We start from the raw sequence: 25,637 nt of genomic DNA on the forward strand, positions 1-25,637 counted from the left end.
TGGGTTTCTGCCCGGCCGGGCGTGCCGGCCGGGCAGAGCAGGCGGGGTCTTGTCTTATACCGCGAGCAGATCGTCGAGCGAGCCCTTGCCCGCCAACTCGGCGGTGGCGGCGGGGCCTTCCTTCGACGCGGCATACCGGCCGGAGGTCAGTGCCCACTCGTAGTTGCCGTTGATCCAGTGCTGGATGGCCTCCACGCCCATCCACACCTGGACCCGCTGGTCGGAGCGGAGACCGAGTTCCTCGCACATCTCGGGTATCCGTGCCTCGAGTTCGAGGTACTCCTCGAGGCAGTCGGTGGTCATCCGGTACGCCTCCGCGGCGGCGTCCTGCCAGCTGCAGCTGCGCTCCCGGTGGAGCACGGCTATCAGGTTGTGGCCGTCCCCCCGGCGCTTCTCGCGCTCGAAGGAGTGGATGTCGTTCATGAACCCGATGGTGTCCGCGGCCAGATCCCGCATCCTGACCATCAGCTCGTGCGCCTGTACCTGCGGCGGTACCTCGAAGCCGCGGCTGCGCTCGCCCGCGTCGATGCTGTGGTGGATGCCGACGGTGCGGCGGCGGAACTCCGCGTACTCCTGCAGTCCGAGCGTTCCCGCAAGGCCCCGGGCCGCCAGGTCCACCTCCTCGGTGTGCGCCACGAGGAACCGCCCCCAGGAGGCGGCGAACCGGCTGCGCCACGTCAGGGACATGCCATCGGAGAGCTGGGCCCAGACCTCGGCCCAGGCCACGGTGATCGGGCACACCACGCGGGGTGCGGTCCCGGCGGGACGCAGCGCGGTGGCGATCAACTCCCGTGCGACCTCGGCGATACGGTCCGCGCGGTCCGGACTCCCGGAGTCGAACTGATCATCGAACAGGAAGGCCAGAGAGAACCAGTTCATCAGCACGACCATGTCGTCGGCCGAGGCGTGGGGGTAGGTTCGTGCCGCTGCCTGGGGAAGGTCCCAGGACTGGTACTCCTCGAACCCGGCCTGGCTGCGTACCAAACCCATCTCCCACACCCAGCGCAGGTGGCGCTCCCGGGCGTACTGGAGATGCTCGCTCACGGGAGTCTTGAAGGGGAGGTCGAATGTGATGTCCTGCGGCATTGCCGTCCTCTCTTGCGACGATTCACAGGCCCCCGCCCCTGCGAAAGGGCGATCTGAATTGACGCCCACTGACTCGAACTGCACCTTTTGAGCCGGAAGTTGACGACTCAAGTACGTCTCGAGACTGCCCAGAGCCTAAACGATCTATGCCGTGAGATCTGCAACGCGTGATGCGGGTGTGACGTCGCGCGGGACGCGGCTCGGTTCACCCGGCCGCAGGTGAAGCAGGTGAAGCAGGATGCCGGGACCCGGTGCGCTCGGGCCCGGGATGCCTCGGGGGCGCGTACGCCCGGCGTCATCTGCCGGACCACCGTTGAACTATGGGTGTGAACGACCCGGACTCCGTAACAGCCGGGACCGCCGGAAAGCAGCCAGTACCGCCACGCCCGGGAAGAGCGCGCTGCCGCGGAACCGGAAGGCAAGGCCGCCCCGTCCCGGTCGGCCCCGTCCCGTCCCGTCCCCGTCCCCGTCCCCGTCCCGTCCCCGTCCCGTCCCCGTCCCGTCCCCGTCCCCGTTCCGTCTCGGCCGTCCCGTTCCGTCCCGGCCGTCCCGTCCCGGCCGTCCCGTCCCGTTCCGGTCGGCTCCGTTCCGTCCGGATCCGTTCCGGTCGGCTCCGTTCCGGCCGGTCCCGTTCCGGTTGGCCGATGAGGGCGAGCCCGTATGTCCGGAGTCATGGCTCCCGGGTCCAGCCCGGTTCCGGCGCAGCTGCCGGCCCGGTCAGCGCTCGAGGGCACCGTCGTTTGTCGAGGCCGACCTGGCTCACAGACCAGGTCGGCCGGTCCTTCCGTCGCTGCGGCTTCTGGTACGCCTCCCCGGAGTGGAGGGCACGCGCAGTGCCCCGGGTGAAGTGCTCCCGCGGCACGCTGACGGCCCGGCGGTCTTCGATCGCTTTTGATGGGCCGTGGCGTGGCCGCGGCGCCGGTCCTGAGTGCCGCAGGTGCGCTCATCGGCACCCGTTTCCAGACCACCGTCGGGGCTCTGGCCGCCCCCTCGGTCAGCCAAGCAAATGGCCGAACGGTGCGGGCAGGACACCGGGCGCGGCGGTGTGTGGGACATCGCCCGCGGCACGGGCAGTGCGGCAGGTATCCGGCCGTGCACGGTGGCAGCCTGAGGGACAGGCAAGGGTGAGGCGTGTGGTGGCCCTCCGGAGCGCTGGGGATGCTCTCGACGTGCCGTCGGGCCGGGCAGCTGGTCGAAACTGCCCGCCTCCCTGCCCCCCCCGGCGCTCCGCCCCTCGGGACCCCGAGGGGTGTGCTTCGTGTGCCGGGGGTCTCGAGGGGTGTGCTTCGTGTGCCGGGGTCCCGAGGTGTGTGTTCCGTGTGCCGGGGCCCTGAGGGGTGTGCTTCGTGTGTCGGGGTCCCGAGGGGTGTTCCGTGTGCCGGGGGTCTCGAGGGGGTGTTCCGTGTGTCGGGGCCCTGAGGTGCGTGTTTTGCCGGTGGGGTTGGATCGCGGCCGGTAGGGGGTGGGAGAGCTGAGCCGGTATTCACGTTCCCCTGGTGTGCCCATCGTTTATTGCTTCGGCTGGGGCTTTTGAGGCTGTGGCGGGCGGGCCTGTTCGGTGCTTGTCTGCGACATCGATGGTGCTTGCGGGTGGTACGCCATGGTCAGGGTGTCCGGTTTGACGGTGACGACGGCCTGCGCGCGAGGGGGGCGGGAGGTGAGTGTGAAGGAAGGCCAGGTCTGGAGGATGCTCGCCAGGATGATCTGGAGTTCGGCCCAGGCGAAGTTCTCGCCGATGCACTTGCGGCGTCCGTCGCCGAAGGCGAGGAACGAACCGCGGGCGGCGGGTGCGCGCTCGGCTGTCCAGCGGTCCGGGTCGAATGTGTCGGGGTCGGGGAAGTAGCGGGTGTCGTGCTGGTGGAGGTAGGGGCTCCACACGATGTCTGCGCCTTGGGGAATGCGGTGGCCGCCGAGGTCGATGTCGCGGGCTGCGGTGCGGGTCACCATCCAGGCCGGCCCGTACTTGCGGATGGTTTCCTGCAGCACCTGGCGGGCGTAGGGGAGTTGCGCGATGTCGTCGTAGCGCAGGGGGCGGTCACCGCAGGCGGCGGTGAGTTCCTCGCGCAGGCGCCTTTGTATCTCGTCGCTCCGAGTGATCTCGTACAGTGTCCAGGCCAGGGTGGTGCCGGTGGTCTCGATCGCTCCGGTCAGCAAGGTGATGGCCTCGTCCTGCAGTTGCTGCCGCGTGAGGGGGTCCTCGGCGGTCAGAAGGGTCGTGAAGAGTCCGCCCTGGTCCTTGGTCCGGGCTGCGGCATGCGGGCACCGTTGCGCATCGGCTGGGACCGCATCGGCTGAGGGCGTGTCGGCTGAGGGGGGTGGGCCCGGGGACCGGTCGGCGTGGTGGTCGATCGCCTGGTCGATGAGAGTGCGTAGCCGTGCCACACGGTCCGCGTGCGCGCGGTTGGCGGGCAGCGGGAGGCGAGTGATCCAGGGCGGCAGGATCGTCTGCCGGATCGCCCCTTTCATGATCTCGGGCATGAGGGTGACGAACTCGCCCTCCAGGTGCTCGGGGAGGTGTGCGCCGAACAGGGCGACCAGGAACGCGGAGAGGGCGACCTCGTTCATGTCCGCGTACACGTCGCGTGGCACAACCGCGGGCCAAGCAGTGACCACGCCTCGCACTTGGTCGATCATCGCGGCGCTGCGATCGGCGATGTGGGCCTTGTTGAACATGGGTTGTATCAGGCGCCGGTTGCGTAGATGCGTATCGCCGTCGGCGACCGTGGCGAGCCCGTCACCGAAGAACATGCGCAGCGCGTCAATGATCTTGCCGCCCTTCACGAAATGCGCGGAGTCGGTCACCAGGACCTTGCGGGTCAGGGCGGGGTCGGTGACGACAAACGCGGGTGTGGGTCCGATACGTATGCGCACGACGCTGCCGTGCTCGCGAAGTGAGGTCATGAACGGCAGTGGCCGGCGGGCGAGCTGGAGAGCATGCCCGATCAGCGGGAGGGCGCCGGGTGCGGCCGGCGTGGGGGCTGCCGGCGAGGCGGGGGTGCTCATGGGGCGGATCACTCCTTGTGGGGGTCATCGTCAAACGCCCGGACCATTCCCACGCCGCGATCATGGAATGCCGTTGGACGGAGACCTTTGCGTTACATGCACGGGTCACTCACGTGGGGCTGATGGAAATCGTCTTCGGGCAGGTCAGGGCCCTGTGCTTTCACCGCGGCACACGGCCGGCCCTGCTCGCGTGGTTGCGTCAGCGGCCTGCGCCAGGGCCGTGCGGAGGCGGTGTGTGCCGCCGCACCCGACACGGGCCGGCGCGGGAGACCATGTGATCGGCCCCCGCCATCGCCCACCGCTCACCGCCCACCGGGCCGCCGGCTGCGGAGGTGAGAACGGGGCGCTGGCACACCTTCCGGCGAGAGCGGTGGGCGAGTCTCTGCGGTTCGGCAGGCTGGTGCGATGCGTAGAGAGAATGTCGTCAGGATCCAGGCGGTCCGGCTCGCCGTGACGGTCGGTGCAGTTGTTGCCGCTGGGGTCCTGCTGGCCGCTGGGGCTTTGTTGTGCCGCCGCGTGTTCCGTTGCTGCTTTCGCGAGGTCGGTCCGCGGTTCGTGAGCAAAGAGGACGGTTGGGTGGGCCCGGGGTACTTCGTCGTCACCGATGTGGTCGTTCGTGTTCTGTGCCGGCCGCCGAAGTACGTATTTTGACGGCTCGTCCTGCCCGGGCCGGCTTCGTTGTCGTACGGCGGTGAGAAGTGCCCGTCAGGATCGCCTTGTTGGTCACAACAGGGCAACGTTGATTCAGCTGACGTGCCGGTGTGGAGCAGACTTGTCTACTTCTTCGCCTGCTCCCAGCCAGAGGAATCATGCGCCGCATCGTCACAGCGTCCACGCTCGCAGCAGTGGGCGGGCTTGTTGAGTCTCACCGCGTGTACCGGCAGCGACGGCACAAACCATCGGCAGCCCGGTCCGCGCGCTGTTCTCAGGTTGGGCCAGGGCGCCGACACCGCCGGTGCCGAGGGCAGGGGGACGGTGCAGATCACCCCGGATACCGTCGTCTATACCGACAGGACCAGCTTTGGCACCCCCGAGCGCGGTCTGTTCGCCGTTGTCACCTTCCAGGCCATGAATCGGGGCAAGGCCGCGGTGAAGACCACGGCCGGCAGTGGTGGCTTCAGGTGGAAGACACCCGGCGGGCATACCGTCGAGCAGGGGGAGGGGAAGGGTGCGGGAAAGATCGCTCCCGTCGGTTTCAGTGAGGGCGGCCCGGCCGTGCGGCCCCACACCTACCAGGCCGAGACCGTTGCCTTCGACATCACCGCCGCCGAGAGGGGCGGCACGCTCGTCTACGGCGATGGCGACGGCGTCGCTTTTTACTGGAAGGTCCCTTCCACGAGTTCAGGGCCCGCAGTGCCTGCGCTGAGGAGCGCACTGCAGTAGCGCTCATCGCTCGGAGCCCGTTGCGGACTCGAAGCTGAGGGCAGAGCGGGGATCCCGGGATTGACGGGGCTGGGTCTGCGGTCGAGCGGGGCACGGTTGTCCTCCGCGCCGGCGAGGCCGGCCCCGCAGGCCGTCCGCCTCGCCCGGCCGGCCTTCGCGCCCGGCCCCGGCGGTGCGGGTGATGAGGTGGTCGCGGATCTCCACCAGCCGGCCACACCGGGACGGCTCGGGGCGAAGCACACAGCGGCGGACGCAAGGCCTCTGTGAGCCGGCGACAGCCCGGTCGAGCGGGCGGGAGGGAAGATCGTGATTCTCTCGGCTCGCCTCGGCGCGGGAACTACCGTTGCGAGCATGGTCGAACATGATGTTCTCAGTGCCACCCGCGAGGCCTACGACGCTGCTGCCCCCAGCTATGCGCAACTGTTTTGCGACACGCTGCGTGAGCGGCCCCTGGACCGTGCGATCTTGAGCGCCTTCGCCGAGGTCGTCAGTGCGAGTGGGGACAGTCAGGTCGCGGACCTGGGGTGCGGACCTGGCTATGTCACCGCTCATCTGGATGAGTTGGGGCTGGCGGCGTTCGGTGTCGATGCCTCTCCCGCGATGATCGAGCTGGCTCGGCAGGCCTATCCGGGCCTGCGGTTCGACGTGGGCTCGATGGCCGCGTTGGACATCGCCGACGGTGTGCTGGGCGGCGTGCTCTCACGTTGGTCCATCATCCACACTCCGCCGGAGGAACTCCCTGCCGTCTTCGCGGAGTTCCACCGTGTGCTGGCGCCTGGCGGCCACCTTCTGGTCGGCTTTTCGGCAAGCGATGATCCGTCTCACCCGACGCAGGTCTTCGATCACGCGGTCGTACCGGCCTATCGGTGGTCGCCTGATCACCTCGCCGCGATGCTGCGCAAGTCGGGGTTGGCCGAGGTGGCCAGGATGGTTCGCGAGCCTCAGCCCACCGACCGACGGCAGTTCCAGGAAATTCAACTGCTCGCCCGCAAGGCCTAGCCCAGGAAAGGGGCAGTGCCGGTGCGGGTGTGTCCGTAGATCACTTGGTTGACATCCTCCCCCAGCTAAAGCAGGGGGATTCCTAGCTCACCTCGCCTGGCACCTAGCAGGTGGCAGGGCTTACAAGATCAGCACTAGCCGGGTTGAGACCAGCCCGGACGAGCATCACGTGGGCGGAGTTCTTGTCCCTGGGCGAGACGGTTCCGCACACGGTGCACGTATACGTTCTCTCGGAAAGAGGTAGGCGGTGCTTGGCTCTCGCTCCGCAGGGTGCGCAGTCCATGGTGGTGTGCGCGGGGTTGACCAGGTGCACGGTGCGCCCGTGCTTGCGGGCCATTTCGATCAGTGCGGCTTTGGTGGCGCCGATCGCGGCGTCGGCAGCTTTGCGGGCCATGGTCGACTTGGCCAGGAACTTGGGCCGGAAGTCCTCAACCGCAAGGGCGTCATGGTCGCGGACAACGGACTTGGCCCATTTATGGGCGGTGTCCTGACGCTGCCTGGCGACCTTCTTGTGCAGCTTCGCGGTCTGCCGCTTCGCGTGCCGGTAGCCCTTCGATCCGGCCTGCCCCTTCGCTGGGCGGCGTCGGGCCATCATCCGCTGGTACTTCGCCAGGCGCTGGGCGGCGTTCTTCCCGTGCTGCGCGTGGGGAAGGTCGTGTGCGTCGGACGTCGTCGTGGCGGTTTCCTTCACGCCCCAGTCAATGCCGATCACACGGCCCGTCGCGGGCAGGTGCTCGGTGGTGGTCGCGACGACGAACGACGCGTACCAGTGTCCGAGGCTGTCGCGGTACACGCGCACGGAAGACGGCGGCTTGGGCAGGTCCCGCGACCACACCACCGTCAGGCTGATCCCGCCGGCCAGATGCAGACGCCCATCCTTGAGTCGGAACCCGCGCTGCGTGTAGTTCAAACTCGGGTCCGTCTGGTGCTTCTTCTTGTACTTCGGCATCCCGGCGCGCTGCCGCATCGGCAACCGGGCCTTGATGTCCTTCAGCGCCTTGGCGCGGGACTTCGCGAAGTCGCGGATGATCTGCTGCTGCGGCACCGAGCTGCCCTCGCGCAACCACGCCATCGCGGTACGGGCCTCGGTCAGCATCTTGTCCAGCCGGGCCGGCCCGCACTTCTCGTCGTCGGCGTGCGCCTTCTTCGACCTGGCCGCGCACTCGTTCCAGATCCACCGGCATCGCGCCCATTCCGCTTCAAGCGCGGAGGCTGCGGTCGACGACACGCGCAGCCGGTAGGTGTACCGGGCATGCCCGTCACCTGCCGTCTCTGCCGCTGTCGTCATGCATATCAACCTATCGGGGAGGACCGACAGTTGAGAACAATTGACCACGGTGGGGAAGCGCACCGTCGCGGTGGGCGGAAGCCCGATCGCCCTGGCGGCGATCCGGCTTTCCCTGCCCTGCTCCGCAGGAGTCCGATTCCTCCCCGGCCTGAAGGCCGGGGCATCCTCGGAGGCATTCGGTGATGTGCGGTGGCAGGCCGTTCATGAGGGCATCGGGGACGACGATGCGCCTTGTGCCCGCAGAGACCGTGCGCAGGTCACCGGTGTGGCGATGGAGCGGGCGTGTCGTCGCGGACCGCGTTCGCGACGCAGGCAGCCGGAGGTGTTGCATTGCGAGCCCTTCGACGTGATGCGCATCACTGTCCGGGTGTCTCGGGTCGGGCATGCGCGATCATGATCGGAATGGGCACGCGTTTCCTCGGTATCGCTGATCTGGTCGAAGCCCCGTCCGTGGCGGTCGTGGTCGACGTCATGCGTGCTTTCACCGTGGCTGCCTGGGCCTTTGCCCAGGGGGCGGAAAAGATCGTTCTTGCTGAGTCGCTGGACGAAGCCCTGGCGCTCAAGGCTCGCCACCCGGATTGGGTGGCGCTCAAAGACGGTCCGCCCGCGCCCGGGTTCGACACCGTCAACTCCCCGGGCCTGCTGCGGTCCGTTGACGTCGGCGGACGGACCGTTGTGCAGAAAACCACGGCAGGGACGGTCGGCGCCCTTGCGGTCAAGGAGGCGCACCTGGTGCTGTGCGCCAGCTTCGTGGTGGCGGAGGCAACGGCTCAGCTCTTGCGGACGCGCAAGAGTGACAGTGTCACGTTCGTGGTCACTGGCGACGACGGGCAGGCCGATGAAGATCTGGCGTGTGCTCAGTACATCGCTCGCAGGACCACCGAGGCCGGGACGGACGCTGCTGAGTTCCTCCGCCGCGCTGCCGAGTCGCGCGCCGCCGCCGAACTGGCGCAGGGGGTGCGTCAAGGAGTCCATCCTGATGACGTCGCGCTCTGTCTTGAGGTCGACCGGTTCCCCTTTGCCATGGTGGCGGCCTTGGAAGGCTCGCTCATGGTCCTGCGTCCACGCACGATGCCTTCGCTGACTGACAAGGACCCGGTCCGATAACGGGGTGAGGTCCGCTTTCAGCATGCGGGAGCGAGCACCCTGTCGGGTATGCGGTATCAACTGCATGTCCCGGGCGTGGTGGCGGTGCGGTAGAAATCGGCTGCGGTGACGGTGGCGGGCACGCCGAGTTCGGCGGCGACCGCAGCGATCGCGGTGGCCCCGACCGTGAGGTCGGCCTGGCCGTCGGTGGTGAAATACGGTGCGACGAACCTCTCGTAGTGGGCTCGGGCTTCGTCTGAGGTGTGCCCGCCGAGGAACGTCTGGATGTGTCGCACCGTGGTGTCGGGGTCGTTGCGGATCACCTGCAGGGCGCGCCGGTGGGCTCGTACGACGGCCTGGACCGCGGGGGCGTCCGGGTGGATGCAGGTGGGGTCGACGGCCAGGCCCACGGTGGGGATCTGGAAGTGGTCGCCGACCCAGGCCAGCACCTGCCAGCCGTGCTCGGCGGCGACCGCCTCCGGTGCCATGGTGCTGCCGACCAGGGCGGCGTCGATCTCGCCGTTGTGCAGCCGGCGCAGGTCCATGCCGTAGTCGCCGGGCGAGCGGACGACGGTGTGGATGTCGCGGTCCGGGTCGAGGCCGGCCCGGCGCAGCACGATCCGGGTGAAGCACCCGGGTGCGGTGTGGGGGGCGTGTACCGCCAGCCGCCGGCCGGCCAGGTCGGCCAGGGAGGCCAGGCCGGGGCGGGCGAGGAACCAGAACAGCGGGCGGTGGGTGTTGACATGGAGTGCGACCCAGGGGATGCCGTCGGTCAGTCGGGACAGCAGTGCCCGGCCGAGCCCGATCGTGACACCGCGGCGCAGCCGCTCCTCGTCCCAGGCGCAGCCGTCGCGCAGCGCGACGTGGACGCCCTCGTCGGCGTAGTAGTCCTGCTGATCGGCGATGTAGGCGGCCAGCTCCTCGTGCAGGCCCCGCCCGACGTAGGCGAGATCGATCGTGTGCATGAATGGTTTTCCTTGATCGTGCCGCCGTCACGCGCCCGCGCATGACGCGGGCGCTGCGGCCCATGGTCCCGAAGGAGGGGCGGTGCGCCGGGTGCGTGCCGGACCGGGACGGTACGCACCCGGTGCGCGGGGGACAGCGGGGCGTCAGTCCATCGACATTCCGCCGTTGACCGCGGCCGTGGTGCCGGTCATGAAGGCGTTGTCCTCACCGGCGTAGAAGGCGACCGCCTGGGCGACGTCGGCCGGGTACGCCAGGCGGCCCAGGGGAGTAGCGGCCACCTGCCGCTGCTTGTGCGCATCGTCGAACACGTCATCCGCCATGCGGGACTCCACCGGGCCGGGCGCGACGACGTTGACCGTGATCCCCTGCGGGCCCAGTTCCTGGGCGACGTACCGGGCGAACTGCTCCAGTGCGGCCTTGGCCGTGCCCAGTGCGATCATGCCCTCCCGGGGCCGGCGGCTGAGGCCGGTACCGAGATAGATGATGCGCCCCCAGCCCTGTCCGGTCATGGCGGGCAGGACAGCCTTCGTGACCAGGAACGCCGCATGCATCTCGGCGTCGAGCTTGCCGCCCAGTTCTTCCCACGTCATGTCCTGAAACGGCTTGACCGCATACGGGATCAGCGCGTTGTGCACCAGCACGTCAACGCCGCCCCATGCCGCCTGGACCTGCTCGACCATGCTCTCGACCGCCGCTGCCTCGCGCACATCGGCCTGCACGGCCATGGCCCGGCCGCCCGCGGCCTCGATGCCCGCCACGACCTTTTCGGCCGACTTGCCGCTGCGCAGGTAGTTGACCACCACGCGCATCCCTCGCGCGGCCAGAAGGCGCGCGGTGGCCGCACCGATTCCGCTGCCGGCGCCTGTCACCAGTGCCACCCTGCCCGTTGCCCCAGTCACAGTCCCACCTCCTGCTCATCATCGCGGGCCGTCGGCATGACCGCCCCAAGCCGTTCATCGTCGATCCCGGCCGGGACCTGAACATCACCCGCGTGCACCACCGCTGGGGCGCGGTCACACCCCTACCCCGGCCCGGCCGATCGCCGTCCCGAGCAGCGCGACTGCACCGTCGGAATCACGGTGGCACCGCACAAGAAGACCGATCCCGGCGACGAAATCCGAGGCACGGCGACGGGCGACCATGCCGTGAGGTGCGCCGTCAGGACGGCCTGCCGCCCCGGAAGACCGTCAAGCTCACAGTCGAGGCGCCCTGCGACGACGGTGCGAGCTGGACCGGCGGCCCGGGTGCGCGACCGGGGCCGGGGCGCGTTCACGGCCACGCCCGCCCCTCGTGCCGCCGTCCCGCGTCCCTGACAAACGCGGTGCAGGATCGAGCCATGGCACGCGATGCGCACCGGCTGCGCCTGTCCGGCCCCGGGTGACCTGCCATGTTTAGGATGGATGTCCCTCCTGTCCCTGATTCCCCGTTCCTGCGAGGAGACCGCCGCCATGCCCGCGCGCACTGTCCTCGTCCTCCAGCACATCGAGGTCGAAAAGCCCGGACTGATCCTGGACGCGTTGGACGGCAGCGGTCTCGACATCGACATCCGGAACCTGGTCGACGGGCGGGACGCCTCAGCGAGCGAACTGCCGCCCGTATCCGACCTGGCAGGACTGGTCGTGATGGGGGGTCCCATGAACGCCGATGACCTGGCAGGCCATCCGGCCCTGAAGCGGGAGCGGGAGCTGCTGGCCGACGCGCTGCGGTCCGGGACCCCGACGCTGGGCGTGTGCCTGGGAGCCCAACTCCTCGCCCGCGCCCACGGCCTGACTGTACGCACAGGTGCCGAGCTCGGCCACCCACGCGAGATCGGCTGGTCCCCGCTGTACGGCGTGGACCGTGACGATCCGGTCGTCGGCCCGCTGGCCGACGCCCCCGCCGTGCTCCACTGGCACGGCGACCGCATCGTGCCCGCTCCCGGCACTCGCGTCCTGGCCCGCACCGACACCACCCAGTGCCAGGCATTCCGGGCCGGCCCGGCCGCCTGGGGCCTCCAGTTCCACCTGGAGGTCACTCCCGGCCTTCTGGACGACTGGCTCGCCGAAACATCCTTCGCCACCGAGGCCAGGCACGCCCTCGGCCCCGACGCCACGGCCCGGCTGCAAGCTGACGCCCGCGCAGCCGCCACAGCCCTGCGCCCGCTGGCCGAGCGGAGCCTGACCCACCTGCGGAACCTCTTCGTGGAACGCGCCAACCTCTAGACCGTTACGCGCGAAGCCCGCCGAGCCCGCCGCCGCAGGACAAGCAGGAATCTCCCGGCGTCAGCCGGCAGAGCACCTCAATGCCTGCCCTGCGACCACGACCCGGATTCCAGGGCGTCTCGCAGCATGGCACGGGACGTGATGCCCAACTTCGGGTAGATCTGGTAAAGATGGGTACCGACAGTCCGGTGGGAGAGGAACAGACGCTCCGCTATCTGCTTGTTGGTCAGTCCGGAGGCGGCCAGCCGGGCTGTCTCCAGCTCCTGGGGCGTGAGCGTATGCACCTTCGACGCCTCGGTGCGCCGCCTGCTCCAGCCGGCGGCCCGCAGTTCCGCCTCGGCACGTTCCGCCCATGGCCGGGCTCCGAGATGTTCGAACGCGGACAGCGCGGCGCTGAGAGGCCCCCTGGATTCGATGGTCGCCCTGCCGCGCCGCAACCGCTCGCCATAGGCCAGCTGGATGCGGGCGAAGTCGAACGGCCACCGCTGCGCACCGGGTACCGCCAGGGCTTTCGCGAACAGCTGGAGAGCTTCGTCGTCGGTGGCGGCGCACAGGGCGGCACAGCCCTCCGTCAGCAGGGCGTGCCGTGAAGAAATCGCGGCCACGTCGGCCTCGCGCATCGCGCGGACATGGCCGGCTGCCTCCGTCTGCCGGTCGGTCCTGACCGCCGCCTCCACCAGGTCCATCGTCACCCACAGAGCATGCGGTACGTGTGAGGCCAGACTCCCCGCCGGGCTGACGGCGGTCGCGTGCTCGTATGCGCCGGCAACGTCACCGCGTCCCAGAGCTGCCACGGCCGCGGCGTGATGGCCATGGTGCGCGGCGCAGGACGCTCCTCTGGGCACGGCCCAGCGGATGATCCGCTCGGCTGTCGCCTCCGCCTCGTCCGCCTCCCCGCGGGCGGCACCCACGATCGCCTGGATGTACAGGAAGTACCAGGCGAAGGCGGTGTAGCCGTGTGTCTCGCACAGCTGGACCCCCTCGTCGGCCAGTTGCGCCGCCTCGTCCCACATCCCGGTGAGGTAGTCGTCCAGGCACAGGTGGATCAGAGCGGCCAGGTACCGGCGGGCCGGGCCGCCGTTGCGTCCCATGCGCACCACACGCCAGGCCGCTTCGCGGACGTCGCCGAGCCGGTCGAGGTAGAGGGCTGCCGTGCCGGCCCGCGTGATCTGGACGGGGTCGGTCACGCCGGCCAGTTCCGCCACGAGCTCGTCGAGTTCCTCCGGGGCCGCGGCACCTGTGCGTGCCGGGTCGGAGAACGTCTTGCCCAGCGCGGACAGGACCACGGGCACCTCGGGCGTCAGCTTCTCCAGCGCCCGGTAGTACGGCTGCCACAGGTCGTGCCGGGCACCGAAGAAGCAGATCAGCGCAAGCGTGTCGAGAGCGTCTACGAGCGCCTTGTCCTGGGCGTCGTACGCGTGGGTTCCCGTCTCGATGGCACAGACCAGCAGGCGGTGGGCTGTGTCGATGTCACCGTCGCCGTTCAGGAGGAGAAAGGCAGTTGCTGCCGCCGAGTGCAGGGAGTTCTTGTGATCGGGGGCCGCGCGCCTGGCCTCGTCCAGGAGCCTTTGGGCGCTTGCCAGCGCGCCGGTGGATTCGGCGCCGACGTAGGCCGCCTCGGCGAGCCGGCGGGCGCGGTCGGGGCCGGGCGGGGTGAGGTCCGCGGACCGGATCAGTGTGCGCATGCTGCCCGCGGCGTCACCGCGGCGCAGAGTGATCCGCGCCGCGTGCTCCAGCAGGGCGGCCACGTTCTCGTCCGGTTCCAGGGTCGCCTCGCCCAGGTGCCAGGCCCGCCGTTCGGGCTGGTCCACCAGGACGTGGGCGAGCGCGGCGTGCACCGCACGCCGCTCGCCGCTGGTGGAGTTCCCCACCACCGCGGAACGGATGAGCGGATGACGAAACCTCAGCCGTCGTACTCCTTCGTCGATGTGGACCAGTTGCTCACGCTCGGCGGGCGCCAGGTCGTCCAGGCCGTACCCGGCGTTCGCCTGCCGCGTGGCCGCCTGCAGCACCCCGAGATCGCCCGTGCCTTCCAGCGCGGCCACCAGGAGCAGACACTGCGACGGCCGCGGCAGAGCGGTGACCCGGGAGCCGAACACTGTCTCCAGGCGCCGGCTGAGCGGCAGCACGGCGGGGACTTCGCCGGCCGGGCCCGGCGCCGTGGGCAACGCGGACGGCAGCTCCAGCAGAGCCAGTGGGTTGCCATGCGCCAGCGCCAGCAGGTGCCGGCGGGCGCCGGCGACCAGGTCCGGGAATCTTGTACTGACCAGGTGGGCCGCCGACGCTTCGTCCAACGGCTGCAGCCGGTATTCGGTCAGGGCACCACCGTCGTACAGGCTCCGCGCTCCGGAACGCGACGCGGCCAGGAGGCTCACGCGGATGCCGGTCGTCCGTCGCGCGACGAAACCCAGTACGGCCGCACTCGCCCGGTCGATCCAGGGGAGATCGTCGACGATCAGCAGAAGCGGGGTGCGGTCGGCGATCGTTCGCAGCAGGAGCAGTACGGCGTTGGAGACGATCAGCCGTTCCGGAGGTGAGCCGCTTTCGAAGCCGAGCGCGACGTGCAGGGCGCTACGAAAAGGTGCCTGCAGTTCACCGAGTGCGTCCTGGAACGGATAGAGGACCTGGTTGAGACCCGAGTAGCTGTAGTTCGCCTCGCACTGCACACCGGCAGCACGCAGAACCCGGGTTCCTTGCGCGTGGGCTTCCTCGGCAAGAGCGTCCAGCACTGCCGTCTTCCCGACTCCCGCGTCTCCCGACAGCAGCAATGCTCCACCCCCGGCCCCGAGGCCCAGAAGGTCACGGATCCGCCGCAGGTCACTGTCCCGGCCGACCAGGGGGCCGGCCGTACCGTGCTTGAAGGAGTCACTGCCGGTCATCACACGCTCCCATCGCAGTTCGTGGGTCAGAGGGGGGCTGGGCGAGGTAGGTTCGACGGCCGCGTGCCGCCGCGCGTCGAAGGTGGGGTTCACAACTGCTGGGCACACAAGCCGCTTTGGCGAACGTGGGCACGTTTGAGTGAACGGTGTGACGGTCGGTGGGTGTGTCTGGTGGGGTGTGCGTCATGTTCTCGGTGCGATCTGGGACGCCGGGTGTGGCGTCGGCGGTCGGGGCCCCCGTGTCACCAGCGAGATGGTTCGGGGCCTCCCTGTCGCCTCTGGCCACGCCCATATGGCCAGGTCGTAGGGATTCCGCCCGCCCGGGACGGACCGCATACGGGATATGCGTCGCCGACCAGGATGCGAAAGCGGAGGACCAGCGCGCCCAACACCGTTCGGGGCGCACCGGTGAGTCAGGACTCACTCCTGCTCACTGCCCAGGAACGGTGGCTCGCCGGTGAGGCCGTTGACGGTGAGCCGGCCGAGGTCGTGGGCGGCGAGAGTCAGTCCTGCCATTCGGCGGGGCCCCAGGGGCGGATGAGGATGCGCGGGGCTCCTTCAGCGGTGCGCTGGGCCTCGCTCACCCGGCGCGGCCGGCTCATCTCCCGCCGCAGCTGGGCCGGTTCTTCCAGTTCGTCGGTGGTCAGCCGGCCATCGCACTCGCCAGCATCGGCCTCGGCCTGCCGGATCCATCCTCCCCGCACGGTCGGGATACGGCCCCGGCCTGAGTGGTGGTTGCTTGCTCACGGGCTTCGGCCCGGTCGTGCGGTATGTACGCACTGTTGATGTACGCACTCTTGGTCGACGTTGCTGTGCAGCAGCCCCGCAGCGGGTCGGCGGGCGCGATGACCGCAATGCCGGAGCGCTTCAGATCCTTGACGACGCCGTTCCAGCTGGAGGAGTCCGCGAAGGAGCCGTGCACCAGCACCACCGGCGGCTTGGCGCCCGGGTGGTGAGACTCGATCTCGGTCGCCTCGGTGGCGCCGGCGGGCGTGGTGACCATCAGGGCCAGCGCTGCCGCACCGGCGGCGGTTCCGAGGGCGGCGTATGTCCGGAAAGAGTGGCTCTTGAGCTTGCGGTTCATCGGTGATCTCCCTGTCGGATGCGTCGGTGACGGCTCCGGGATGCGGACTGTCCGGCGCCACATCAAAACCCTAGAGCGAAATTACCTCGTGTACAAGTTACAAGTGAGTGATTCGCTCGCGGAAGAGATGATGGATCATGGGCGCGACGCGCCTGACCAGCGATGTCACAGGAACGGAAGCGCTTCCTGTGACCTGTCACACCAAATCGGTAGAAAAGGGACAGTTGGGCTGTTCCTGCTCGTGAACGACCCGGTTGCACTTCACCTGCTACGCCGCCTCCCGCACGGTGACCGGCGTGTACCGGCCATCGCTCGGGGCGGTCGACCTGACGACCCTCACGCCGCTGCCCGGAGGTCAACGGCCCTCAGTGCACGCCGGCGTCGGCCGGCGACGGACAGGGCGTCGGGGTGCCCCTCCCCGAGGAGGATGCCGCGATGCGCGAACGCATCCTCGCCGATGCCCCGCCCCGGCGAGGCCGTCGGGCTCCGGGCTCACAACCGAGGAGATCGCCGCCGCCTGCGCGCCGTCGCCGCCCGGGGCCACGGGGCGCCGCCCGTGCCTTCGTGCGGGCGGGCGGCATCGGTGTCCCGCCGGTCCGGTGGCCGTCCAGGAGCGGGCGCAAGCGGGCGCAGCGGACCGGGGGAGAAGCCTGTGCCGGACGGTTCGCGCTACTCGCGCATGTGCTGGTGGGCGTCGTCGCAGAGCGCAGCGTGTGGACGCACGGCGGACGCCACCGCGACGTCATCCCCTTCAGCGGCACCGATCTCGAGAGCGGGATGTACGTGGCCGGACCTCGCAACATCCACCCGCGGTAGCCGGCCGCGCCGGAGCACGGGCCGGGTGGGGGAGCGGGGGCACGGGAAAGCCGGCGCTGAGCGATGCGGCTCTCTCACCGCGGGGCTCGGGGCGACGTCACCTCGGAAATGGCTCTTGCGCCGAGCGGGCGCGCCCGGCGCTCAGCGAGACACGTAGCCCGGCCGCTTCAGTGGCAGCTGCGCCGAACCTCGCGGTCCCGGCTGATACCGGAGCGCGAGGCGCAGGGCGCAGGTGGCGGACCGGCGGTGGATGCTCGAGCGTGGACGGGGCGGCGATTCAGTGACGGGCGGCAGCCGGGTCAGGCTGCGGAGAGGTTGGCTGTCAGACGCTCGAGGAAGCACTTGGCATCCTCGATCTCACGAGGGCCCAAGCCGACAGCCTCCCCCATGGCGACGGGAACGGCGAGAGCGCGCTCGCGGAGCTCGGTCCCCTGCTCGGTGAGGGTGATCTGCACCGAGCGCTCGTCGCTCGCCTGGCGCTCGCGCCGGATGAACCCGTGAGCCTGCAGGCGCTTGAGCAGCGGGGTCAAGGTGCCGTAGTCGAGCTGCAAAAGCGTGCCCAGGGACTTGATGGGGAGGGCGCCGTGCTCCCACAGCACCAGCATCACCAGGTACTGGGGATAGGTCAGATTGAGCTCCTCCAGCAGCGGGCGGTAGCGACTGGTCACCGCGCGCTGCGCTGCGTACAGGGCGAAGCACATCTGGTCCTCGAGGAGCAGGCTGACCTCGGCGGTCTCGCCCTGTCCGGCACCGGTCTCGATCTTGCTCATCATGACTCCTCCTCCGCGCGAATCTTTCACGCATAGTTAGCATACCCCAAAACTTACATGCTCAACATTATATTGTGCACACTTAATAGGCTGGATCAGGTCGCGCCGGTTCTCGCCCGCCGCCGGCCCGCGAAAACAGAACTGGCCGACGGGCCGGTCCTGTGCGGTGCAATCGCGGGTCAAGCTCAAGCGCAGGTCGAGCTCAAGCGCAGGTCGAGCTCAAGCGCAGGTCGAGCTCAAGCGCGGGTTCGAGCTCAAGTGCAGGTCGAGCTCGAGCGGGGGTCCGCTCGTCGATGGCTCGGTGCACTGCAGGCGGCCGGTGTGCGGAGTATCCCAGGATCCTGTTCGTCGGCGCGCCCTCGAGCCGGGCCGGTCGCGGCCATCCGGTGCCTGTGTGGCCCGCATCCCTCCACGTCTTTGAGGATCTTCCGGTGGGCCTTCGCCCGGCTCCCGCCGTGACGGACCGGCTCGGCCGGGGACGCCGTCGCCGGGAGCGGGCGGGCTCGACATGCTGATCGGCGATGCGGGCGAGACGGTGTGCCTCCCGTCGAAACCGTGGGCCGCGTGAGAAGCGGCCCTCCGGAGCGCTGAAACTCCGGACGCCGTGTCGGCGCCGCCGGGCTCGCACCGCAGGATGACCGCCTCGCGGAAGCTTCCCCGAAGGTCCCGCACGCGCCGACTGTACCGGCGGCCGCCCGGGGTGCACCCCGAACCCCGCCCCGGCCCCGGACTCGGCCGCGTCCGGGACGGCCGCCACCCGGCCCCGGAGGCCGGGGCCGCCGCCGGATGTTTCCTTTGCCACACTCTCAGTTTTCAAGTTTTACTTGCACACGATTTAAGTGTCAGATAGGTTTCTTATCAGGTTGAACCGCAGGATGAGCCACCCCACCGCCCATCCCGGCCGTTCACCACAGCGAGCCGGGGCCGCACCTGTCGCCCCGAATGCCGCAATCACCAGAAGAACCGGTGACGCACGGATGTGTGAAATTCACCGACGCCAACAAACAAGGACATCCCCATGGATCTGAAGCTCGAAATGATCGTGCTGCCCGTCTCCGACATCGACCGGACCAAGGCCTTCTACGAAGCGCTGGGATTCCGCCTGGACGTCGACTACACGGCCAGTGACGACTTCCGGGTGGTCCACCTCACGCCGCCCGGCTCCGAGTGCTCGATCATCTTCGGCGAGGGAATGACCTCCACCGCCCCCGGCGCGATCCAGAGCCTGTACCTCATCGTCACCGACATCGAAGAGGCCCACGCCGAGCTCACCAGCCGCGGCATCGACGTGAGCGAGGTGTTCCACGACGCCGGAGGACTCCTCCACCACGGCCACGACGTCGGAACCGCCGTCCACCGCGGCGCAGGCCAGGAACGACGGACCGGCCCGCACCCCGACCGCGCCTCCTACGGCTCCTACCTCACCTTCAGCGACCCCGACGGCAACGGCTGGGTGCTCCAGGAAGTGGTGAACCGGGCCCCCGGCCGCTGACACCGCATCAACCACCCGGCGGTGCAACGGTCATGACCGACCCGGACCGCGGCCACCCCCTTTCAGGCCCTGGCCACAGCACCCGCAAAGCCGGACACCGGACGGCGGCACCGACCCGGCCCAGGGCGCCGGCACCGAACCGCCAGGCGCAAAGGCGCGCCCCGGCACCGGCGGTCCGGAGAGCACGTCGGCACCGAACCGCCAGGCGCGAAGGCGCGCCCCGGCACCGGCGGTCCGGAGAGCACGTCGGCACCGAACCGCCAGGCGCGAAGGCGCGCCCCGGCACCAGCGGTCCGGAGAGCACGCAACCGCATCAACCGAGCACTGCAGCCCTTGCGGATCTCCCCGGTGAAAGCGGGGGAACAGCGCGCGGCCAGGTGCCGGGCCGCCGAATCCACCTGAGTTGCAGAAGCAGTGATGAATGGAGCAGTAATGAACGAGACCACCCGCACCTACGATGTGATTGTCATCGGCGCTGGGCCGGTCGGTGAGAACGTGGCCGAACGTGCCCGTGCCGCCGGTCTCAGTACCGTGATCGTGGAGCGTGAACTGCTCGGCGGGGAGTGCTCGTTCTGGGCCTGTGACCCCAGCAAGGCGCTGCTGCGCCCGGTGGTGGCGCGCGCCGACGCACGCCGCATACCCGGACTCAACCCGGCGGTGGCCGGGCCGCTGGACGTCGAGGCGGTTCTCGCGCACCGCGACAAGATGTCCTCGTACTGGAAGGACGAGGACCAGGTCGACTGGCTGGACTCGGTCGACGTCGATCTGATCCGCGGCCATGGCCGCCTCACCGGTCCCAAGCAGGTGTCGGTGCAGACTCCCGACGGCGACACCGTCGCCCTGACCGCCCGGCACGCGGTGGCCGTCTCCACCGGAACCGGCGCGGCTCTGCCCCCTATCCCGGGCCTGGACACCGTTCGCCCCTGGACCAGCCGTGAGGCGACCAGTGCGGGCAAGGTCCCCGGCCGTCTGGCCGTGGTCGGCGGCGGTGTGGTGGCCGTCGAGATGGCCACCGCCTGGCAGGCGCTCGGTTCCCAGGTGACCATGCTGGTCCTCGAGGACGCGTTGCTGCAGCGGATGGAGCCGTTCGCCGGCGAGCTGGTGACCGACGGTCTGCGGGAGGCCGGTGTCGATATCCGGTTCGAAACCTCCGTGACCTCTCTGGCGCGCGAGGGCGGCGAGGTCCAGATCACCCTGGCCGATGGCGGGCATCTGGTGGCGGACGAGATCCTGCTGGCCACCGGCCGTGCTCCGCGGACCTGGGACCTGGGGCTGGAGACGATAGGTCTCACCCCGGGCGACTGGCTGAAGGTGGACGACACCTTCCGAGTGACCGACGTCGCCGACGGCTGGTTCTACGCCGTCGGCGACGTCAACCGCCGCGCCCTGATGACGCATCAGGGCAAGTACCAGGCCCGGATCGCCGGCGCTGTCATCGGGGCCCGCGCCAACGGGGAACCGGTCGACGACGCGCCCTGGGGCGCGCATGTCGCCACCGCTGACCACGTGGCCGTCCCGCAGGTTGTCTTCACCACCCCCGAGGTCGCTTCCGTCGGTCTGACCAGCCGCGAGGCCGAACAGAGCGGGCGCCGGATCGAGGTGGTGGACTACGACCTCGCACACGTTGCGGGCGCCCACCAGTACGGCGAGGACTACCGCGGCCGGGCCCGCATGCTCATCGACACCGACCGCAACACCGTGGTGGGCGTCACCTTCGCCGGACCCGGCGTCGGGGAACTGGTGCACTCCGCCACCATCGCCGTCGCCGGCGAGGTACCCCTCGACCGGCTCTGGCACGCCGTCCCCGCCTTCCCCACCCTCGGCGAAATCTGGCTGCGACTGCTGGAAACCCACCGAGGCTGAAGGCAGCCACTGCGGGACGCCCGGACCCGACCAGCTTTCCGGCGGTTCGCCGCACGGCCGTTGTTTCCCCAACGCCGGCGAGCCCAGCCGGAAAGCCCTCCGGCAGGTATCGCCCGTCTGCGTCTGCGTCTGCGTCTGAGTGCGCGTGCGCCACAACTGGCCCGGGTTGAGGACCACTTGATGACGACCGAAGATCACAAAACTGTTGCCGGTCCATGGCACCGGCACCGGCGCACGGGGCGGGATGTCGGCGTACACCTGAATGTGCCCAGCCGCGTACGACTGAACGTGCTCAGGTTTGCCGCTCCGGATCAGCTGTTCCGCCGGTACGCTCCGGGTGCGGTCCCGTGCGTGCGTTTGAACGCGTTGGCGAAGGCGAACTCGGATGTGTAGCCCACCTGGGCAGCGATGGATCTCAACGGTGCGTCCGATGTGCGTAGCAGGCGCGCTGCCGTGGTCATCCGCCACCAGGTCAGGTAGCCGAGGGGCGGTTGGCCGATCAGCAGGGCGAAGCGTCTGGCGAACGGTGCCCGGGAGAGTCCGGCTTCCGCAGCGAGTTTCGCCACGGTCCAGGGTGCTGCCGGGTCTCGGTGGATGGCGTGGAGGGCGGCGGTGACCGGTGGGTCGTTCAGTGCGGCGGCCCATCCGGTGGTGTCTCCTCGGGCGGGCTGTTCGGTGAACCAGATGCGCAGGATGTACAGCAGCAGTGTGTCCAGGAGGGCGGGGACGACTGCGTCCGTGCCCAGACGCGGGTACTCCATCTCGGCGGCCAGGAGTTGCACGGCTGAGCGCAACTCGGGATGGCGGCCCGAGTGTGCCGGCAAGTGGATCAGATCCGGGAGGGTCAGCAGCAGCGGGTGAGTGCGGGACGGGTCGAGCTGGTAGGCCCCGCAGAGCACTACGGTGACCGGACCGCCGTCTCCGCTCCGGTCGACGCTGTCCGAGGCGTAGGCGTCGTACTGCTCGTGGTTGTCGGGGCCGCATGCAGAGGCTGTCACGAGGGATTCGGGGCTGTCGGCCAGGGTGTGCCCGCTGCCGTGGGGGAGGAACACCACGTCGCCCGTGCCCAGTTGGACGGGCTCCGCGTTCGGAGGCAGCAGCCAGCAGGAACCCTGCAGGATCACCTGGAAGCCCGCCGACCCGGGGACGGAGGCGAACTCCTGTCCCCACGGGGCATGCCACCGCACATGCGCCGACCGGGGCCGGCCGGTCCGTGTCACCGCGACTACGTCGCTGAGTACATCCATGCGCCGAGAGTACGGGTGCGAGACGCACGCGCATGAACTGGGCGGTCTGGCGCATGGATCGTCTCCGAGTGCGGTCGTAGATTCGCGGCATGACGATGATGAAGACCACGCGAATCCACGAGTACGGCGATGCCTCCGTGGTCCGCTACGACGCCGTCCCCCGTCCGCGGCCCGCCTTCGGTGAAGTGCTTGTCCATGTCGCCGCGACCTCGTTCAATCCCACCGAGGCCGCTCTGCGCGCCGGACTGCTGCACGCGTTCTTCCCCGTGGACCTGCCCTACACGCTCGGCTGGGACGTCGCCGGCACTGTGGCCGAGATCGGCGCAGGGACGGAGGGCTTCGCCGTCGGCGACCGGGTCATCGGGCGGCTCGACAGCGGGGGTGCGGCTGCCGAGTACGTCCGCGCGCCCGCTGCCGTGCTGGTCGCCGCGCCGGCGTCCATCCCTCTCGCGAACGCTGCAGCCCTTCCCGTGGCCGGACTGACGGCCTGGCAGGCGGTGTTCGAGCACGGGAAGGTGGCCGCTGGTCAGCGGGTGCTGGTAAACGGTGCGGGTGGCGGCGTCGGAGGCTTCGTGACGCAGCTCGCCAAGTACGCGGGGGCGGAGGTGATCGCCACGGCCAGTCCTCGGAGCACCGAGGTGGTCCTGCGGCAGGGGGCGGATCAAGTGATCAACTACACCGCCAGGCCGGTGAGCGCCGCGCTCGACGGTCCGGTGGACACTCTGCTCAACCTGGTCCCGCTGAGCCCGCCGGGCGCCGCAGCTCTGGCGCCTCTGGTGCGGCGCGGCGGGAGGATCATCTCGATCGCAACCCCGATCGAGCCGGCTGCCGACGCCGGGGTGAGCGCGATGCACATGGTCGCCCGCAACGATGTCGCACATCTTGCGGCGCTCGTGGAACTCGTCGACGCGGCCGCGCTCAGCATCGACATCAGCGAGTCGCGGCCACTGACCGACCTCGCAGACGTCCATCACCTCAGCGAAGCCGGACGGACCCGAGGCAAGGTCATCGTCATCCCTTGAGCCCAGGCGGCCGGACCTTGATCTCGGGTCCCGCGCCGGCCAGTCGCTGGGCACGTTCCCGTGTACCTGGCTGAGCACCTTGACGAGTACGCCGACACGGGACCGCTGGACAGTCCCAGGACCCGCCCTGTTACGTGAGCCTCTTCATGACGGCACGCGGTGAAGCGGCGACCCTGCTTGTCCGTCCCCTCACCACGGTGACGCCGGCGGCACTGAGCCGCATGACTGTCATGACGCCTGCCGGCGTACCGCGTCAAGTTACCTAGGAAGACGCCACCACCCCGTGCGGAGCCCAGGTCACATTCCGGATTACCGATGGGGCAGCCCAGGCCCAGCATGGAAATGCGCCGGAAAGCAGGAGAGGGCCACACGGTCCCAGCGCCGGCCAGTGGGATCGACGCGTCGCAAAAACGTCTGCGAACCCGTCGCCGAATCCCGCCTCACCTGCAATTCATTGAGACATCAAGGAGACCACCATGTCTGTTACCTCTGACCAGCATGCGATTCGTCCGTTCACGTTCGAGTTCCCCGAGGCGGACCTCAAGGACCTGCGGGCGCGCATCGAGGCCACGCGCTGGCCGGAGAGGGAGACTGTCGTCGACCAGTCGCAGGGCACCCAGCTGGCCACGATGCAGAAGCTGGCGCACTACTGGGCGTCGGAGTACGACTGGCGCAAGGTCGAGGCGAAGCTGAACTCCTACCCGCAGTTCATCACCGAGATCGACGGGCTGGACATCCACTTCGTCCACGTCCGCTCGAAGCACGAGAACGCCATGCCGGTGATCGTGACGCACGGGTGGCCGGGTTCGGTCATCGAGCAGCTGAAGATCATCGAGCCGCTCACCAACCCCACGGCCCACGGCGGCGACGCCTCGGACGCCTTCCACGTGATCATCCCGTCGATGCCCGGCTACGGCTTCTCCGGCAAGCCCACCGAGAAGGGCTGGGGCCCGGAGCGCATCGCCCGTGCGTGGGGTGAGCTGATGAAGCGCCTGGGCTACACCAAGTATGTGGCGCAGGGCGGCGACTGGGGTGCGATCGTCACCGACCTGATGGGTGCGCAGGAGCCCGAGGGTCTGGTGGGCATCCACACCAACATGCCCAAGGTGATCCCGGCCGGCATCGATGCCGCGCTCGCCAAGGGTGACCCGCTGCCCGAGGGTCTGTCGCTTTCCGACGAGGAGAAGGTGGCCGTCGAGCAGCTGGGCTTCACCTACAAGCACGTCTACTACGCATACATGATGGGGGACCGCCCGCAGTCGCTGACCGGGCTGGCGGACTCCCCGGTCGGTCTGGCGGCGTTCATGCTCGACCACGACGCGAAGAGCCTGGCCATGATCTCCCGGTCCTTCGACGGGGTGACCGAGGGCCTGTCCCGGGACGACGTCCTGGACAACATCACGCTGTTCTGGCTGACCAACACGGCGATCTCCGCGGCCCGTCTGTATGCGGAGAACACGACCTCGTTCTTCGGTATCAACAACGTCAAGCTCCCGGTCGCCGTCAGCGCCTTCCCCGACGAGCTCTACCAGGCCCCCAAGAGCTGGACCGAGCAGGCCTACCCCAACCTCGTCCACTACAACCGGCTCCCCAAGGGCGGCCACTTCGCCGCCTGGGAGCAGCCGGAGTACTTCGTGAACGAGGTCCGCACCGGCTTCCGCCCCATGCGCTGACCGACCGCGCCCGACCGACAACACACGCCCTCGCTCGACGGGGCGGCCAGGCGGCTCGACACCGAGCCACCCGGCCGCCCCGGGGCCCACGGCCGCCCCGAGCGTCTCGTCCACGAGCTCACTCCGGGCGCGCCACCGGCACATCATGTGCGGTTTCCCGCCGGCGCGTGCGGACGCCGGAGATCACATCCCCACGCTCTGTCCCTTTGCAGCGGCCGCCATGTCGGTGACGCAGACTCCCCACAGCACCGTTCCTGGGCAGTGAGCAGGAGTGAGTCCTGACTCACCGGCGCGCCCCGAACGGTGTTGGGCGCGCTGGTCCTCCGCTTTCGCGTCCCGGTCGGCGACGCATATCCCGTATGCGGTCCGTCCCGGGCGGGCGGGATCCCTACGACCTGGCCATAGGGGTGTGGCCAGAGGCGACGGGGAGGCCCCGCACCATCTCGCTGGTGACACGGGGGCCCCGACCGCTGACGCCACACCCGGCGTCCCAGATCGCACCGAGCACGCTACGCACACCCCGCCAGACACACCCACCGATCGTCGCACCGTTCACTCCATCGTGCCCATGTTCGCCAAAGCGGCTTGTGTGCCCAGCAGTTGTGAACCCTTCCGCCCCGGAAGGGTGCCATCCCAGATCTTGCGTGGGAATCCCGGCCTTCAGGCCGGGCGGGAAACGCATCCTGAGACCCGGAGCCGCGAAGCGGCGTAGTACGGTGCGATCCTGCTTCGGCAGCGGTCAGGGCTTGGCCGTCATGAGACCCAGTGCGGTCAAGTGA

Annotated in this window: 18 protein-coding genes; 9 read left to right on the forward strand and 9 right to left on the reverse strand. The window is 69.3% G+C overall.

Annotated features, from left to right (window positions below):
- Nucleotides 1–54 precede the first annotated feature (54 nt).
- Together OHA88_RS42535 and OHA88_RS42540 are read right to left on the reverse strand one after the other, a co-directional pair.
- Complete coding sequence (locus OHA88_RS42535; protein WP_328623909.1) at nt 55–1,086, reverse strand: 7-epi-alpha-eudesmol synthase; 1,032 nt, start codon at nt 1,084–1,086, stop codon at nt 55–57.
- A gap of 1,509 nt (nt 1,087–2,595) precedes the next feature.
- Nucleotides 2,596–4,089, reverse strand: a complete 1,494-nt coding sequence (locus tag OHA88_RS42540; protein ID WP_328623908.1) for a cytochrome P450 — start codon at nt 4,087–4,089, stop codon at nt 2,596–2,598.
- A 930-nt stretch (nt 4,090–5,019) separates the two neighbouring features.
- Here OHA88_RS42540 and OHA88_RS42545 point away from each other — a divergent pair.
- Both OHA88_RS42545 and OHA88_RS42550 read left to right on the forward strand, forming a co-directional pair.
- Complete coding sequence (locus OHA88_RS42545; protein ID WP_328623907.1) at nt 5,020–5,472, forward strand: hypothetical protein; 453 nt, start codon at nt 5,020–5,022, stop codon at nt 5,470–5,472.
- A 351-nt stretch (nt 5,473–5,823) separates the two neighbouring features.
- Nucleotides 5,824–6,471 carry a class I SAM-dependent methyltransferase gene (locus tag OHA88_RS42550; protein ID WP_328623906.1) on the forward strand — a complete coding sequence of 216 codons (648 nt, stop codon included), beginning with the start codon at nt 5,824–5,826 and terminating at the stop codon, nt 6,469–6,471.
- A gap of 103 nt (nt 6,472–6,574) precedes the next feature.
- Here OHA88_RS42550 and OHA88_RS42555 read toward each other — a convergent pair whose 3' ends face one another.
- The gene (locus OHA88_RS42555) at nt 6,575–7,759 is read right to left on the reverse strand and encodes an RNA-guided endonuclease InsQ/TnpB family protein (protein WP_328623905.1); all 1,185 of its coding nucleotides are present in this window, start codon (nt 7,757–7,759) and stop codon (nt 6,575–6,577) included.
- 402 nt (nt 7,760–8,161) lie between these two features.
- Between OHA88_RS42555 and OHA88_RS42560 the strand changes: the two genes are divergently transcribed.
- Nucleotides 8,162–8,866: a 2-phosphosulfolactate phosphatase gene (locus tag OHA88_RS42560; protein WP_328623904.1), complete on the forward strand. Its 705-nt coding sequence runs from the start codon at nt 8,162–8,164 to the stop codon at nt 8,864–8,866.
- A 56-nt stretch (nt 8,867–8,922) separates the two neighbouring features.
- Here OHA88_RS42560 and OHA88_RS42565 read toward each other — a convergent pair whose 3' ends face one another.
- Both OHA88_RS42565 and OHA88_RS42570 read right to left on the reverse strand, forming a co-directional pair.
- Entirely contained in the window at nt 8,923–9,810 is an 888-nt protein-coding gene (locus tag OHA88_RS42565; protein WP_328623903.1) for an ABC transporter substrate-binding protein, read from the reverse strand.
- Between the two features lie 144 nt (nt 9,811–9,954).
- Nucleotides 9,955–10,710 carry an SDR family NAD(P)-dependent oxidoreductase gene (locus OHA88_RS42570; RefSeq protein WP_328623902.1) on the reverse strand — a complete coding sequence of 252 codons (756 nt, stop codon included), beginning with the start codon at nt 10,708–10,710 and terminating at the stop codon, nt 9,955–9,957.
- A 549-nt stretch (nt 10,711–11,259) separates the two neighbouring features.
- On the opposite strand from OHA88_RS42570, the gene OHA88_RS42575 reads away from it, so the two are divergent.
- The gene (locus OHA88_RS42575; RefSeq protein WP_328623901.1) at nt 11,260–12,012 is read left to right on the forward strand and encodes a type 1 glutamine amidotransferase; all 753 of its coding nucleotides are present in this window, start codon (nt 11,260–11,262) and stop codon (nt 12,010–12,012) included.
- Nucleotides 12,013–12,089: 77 nt separating this feature from the next.
- Here the strand turns inward: OHA88_RS42575 and OHA88_RS42580 are convergent, their stop codons facing one another.
- Complete coding sequence (locus tag OHA88_RS42580; RefSeq protein ID WP_328623900.1) at nt 12,090–14,891, reverse strand: helix-turn-helix transcriptional regulator; 2,802 nt, start codon at nt 14,889–14,891, stop codon at nt 12,090–12,092.
- A gap of 643 nt (nt 14,892–15,534) precedes the next feature.
- On the reverse strand, nt 15,535–15,975 hold the full coding sequence (locus OHA88_RS42585; protein ID WP_328623899.1) for a hypothetical protein: 441 nt from the start codon (nt 15,973–15,975) through the stop codon (nt 15,535–15,537).
- Nucleotides 15,976–16,410: 435 nt separating this feature from the next.
- Here OHA88_RS42585 and OHA88_RS42590 point away from each other — a divergent pair, with 435 nt between their 5' ends.
- Nucleotides 16,411–16,791, forward strand: coding sequence for a hypothetical protein (locus tag OHA88_RS42590; protein ID WP_328623898.1), 381 nt, complete (start codon nt 16,411–16,413; stop codon nt 16,789–16,791).
- Between the two features lie 299 nt (nt 16,792–17,090).
- Here the strand turns inward: OHA88_RS42590 and OHA88_RS42595 are convergent, their stop codons facing one another.
- Nucleotides 17,091–17,564 carry a MarR family winged helix-turn-helix transcriptional regulator gene (locus OHA88_RS42595; RefSeq protein ID WP_328623897.1) on the reverse strand — a complete coding sequence of 158 codons (474 nt, stop codon included), beginning with the start codon at nt 17,562–17,564 and terminating at the stop codon, nt 17,091–17,093.
- Nucleotides 17,565–18,579: 1,015 nt separating this feature from the next.
- Here OHA88_RS42595 and OHA88_RS42600 point away from each other — a divergent pair.
- On the forward strand, nt 18,580–19,053 hold the full coding sequence (locus OHA88_RS42600; RefSeq protein WP_328623896.1) for a VOC family protein: 474 nt from the start codon (nt 18,580–18,582) through the stop codon (nt 19,051–19,053).
- A gap of 432 nt (nt 19,054–19,485) precedes the next feature.
- On the forward strand, nt 19,486–20,916 hold the full coding sequence (locus OHA88_RS42605; RefSeq protein ID WP_328623895.1) for a dihydrolipoyl dehydrogenase family protein: 1,431 nt from the start codon (nt 19,486–19,488) through the stop codon (nt 20,914–20,916).
- A gap of 311 nt (nt 20,917–21,227) precedes the next feature.
- Here OHA88_RS42605 and OHA88_RS42610 read toward each other — a convergent pair whose 3' ends face one another.
- Nucleotides 21,228–22,163: an AraC family transcriptional regulator gene (locus tag OHA88_RS42610; RefSeq protein WP_328623894.1), complete on the reverse strand. Its 936-nt coding sequence runs from the start codon at nt 22,161–22,163 to the stop codon at nt 21,228–21,230.
- Between the two features lie 89 nt (nt 22,164–22,252).
- Between OHA88_RS42610 and OHA88_RS42615 the strand changes: the two genes are divergently transcribed.
- Together OHA88_RS42615 and OHA88_RS42620 are read left to right on the forward strand one after the other, a co-directional pair.
- Nucleotides 22,253–23,185 (forward strand): NADP-dependent oxidoreductase, encoded by a 933-nt coding sequence (locus OHA88_RS42615; protein WP_328623893.1) that lies wholly within the window; start codon nt 22,253–22,255, stop codon nt 23,183–23,185.
- A 476-nt stretch (nt 23,186–23,661) separates the two neighbouring features.
- The gene (locus tag OHA88_RS42620; RefSeq protein ID WP_328623892.1) at nt 23,662–24,858 is read left to right on the forward strand and encodes an epoxide hydrolase family protein; all 1,197 of its coding nucleotides are present in this window, start codon (nt 23,662–23,664) and stop codon (nt 24,856–24,858) included.
- Nucleotides 24,859–25,637: the final 779 nt, after the last annotated feature.

The sequence above is a fragment of the Streptomyces sp. NBC_00353 genome (genome assembly GCF_036108815.1).
Taxonomy (GTDB): domain Bacteria; phylum Actinomycetota; class Actinomycetes; order Streptomycetales; family Streptomycetaceae; genus Streptomyces.

What these genes read in the sequence shown, in the direction of transcription:
- OHA88_RS42535 (WP_328623909.1), bottom strand. Translation starts at nt 1,086, where the DNA reads ATGCCGCAGGACATCACATTCGACCTCCCCTTCAAGACTCCCGTGAGC.
- OHA88_RS42540 (WP_328623908.1), bottom strand. Translation starts at nt 4,089, where the DNA reads ATGAGCACCCCCGCCTCGCCGGCAGCCCCCACGCCGGCCGCACCCGGC.
- OHA88_RS42550 (WP_328623906.1), top strand. Translation starts at nt 5,824, where the DNA reads ATGGTCGAACATGATGTTCTCAGTGCCACCCGCGAGGCCTACGACGCT.
- OHA88_RS42555 (WP_328623905.1), bottom strand. Translation starts at nt 7,759, where the DNA reads ATGACGACAGCGGCAGAGACGGCAGGTGACGGGCATGCCCGGTACACC.
- OHA88_RS42560 (WP_328623904.1), top strand. Translation starts at nt 8,162, where the DNA reads ATGGGCACGCGTTTCCTCGGTATCGCTGATCTGGTCGAAGCCCCGTCC.
- OHA88_RS42565 (WP_328623903.1), bottom strand. Translation starts at nt 9,810, where the DNA reads ATGCACACGATCGATCTCGCCTACGTCGGGCGGGGCCTGCACGAGGAG.
- OHA88_RS42575 (WP_328623901.1), top strand. Translation starts at nt 11,260, where the DNA reads ATGCCCGCGCGCACTGTCCTCGTCCTCCAGCACATCGAGGTCGAAAAG.
- OHA88_RS42580 (WP_328623900.1), bottom strand. Translation starts at nt 14,891, where the DNA reads ATGACCGGCAGTGACTCCTTCAAGCACGGTACGGCCGGCCCCCTGGTC.
- OHA88_RS42585 (WP_328623899.1), bottom strand. Translation starts at nt 15,975, where the DNA reads ATGAACCGCAAGCTCAAGAGCCACTCTTTCCGGACATACGCCGCCCTC.
- OHA88_RS42590 (WP_328623898.1), top strand. Translation starts at nt 16,411, where the DNA reads ATGCGCGAACGCATCCTCGCCGATGCCCCGCCCCGGCGAGGCCGTCGG.
- OHA88_RS42595 (WP_328623897.1), bottom strand. Translation starts at nt 17,564, where the DNA reads ATGATGAGCAAGATCGAGACCGGTGCCGGACAGGGCGAGACCGCCGAG.
- OHA88_RS42600 (WP_328623896.1), top strand. Translation starts at nt 18,580, where the DNA reads ATGGATCTGAAGCTCGAAATGATCGTGCTGCCCGTCTCCGACATCGAC.
- OHA88_RS42605 (WP_328623895.1), top strand. Translation starts at nt 19,486, where the DNA reads ATGAACGAGACCACCCGCACCTACGATGTGATTGTCATCGGCGCTGGG.
- OHA88_RS42610 (WP_328623894.1), bottom strand. Translation starts at nt 22,163, where the DNA reads ATGGATGTACTCAGCGACGTAGTCGCGGTGACACGGACCGGCCGGCCC.
- OHA88_RS42615 (WP_328623893.1), top strand. Translation starts at nt 22,253, where the DNA reads ATGACGATGATGAAGACCACGCGAATCCACGAGTACGGCGATGCCTCC.
- OHA88_RS42620 (WP_328623892.1), top strand. Translation starts at nt 23,662, where the DNA reads ATGTCTGTTACCTCTGACCAGCATGCGATTCGTCCGTTCACGTTCGAG.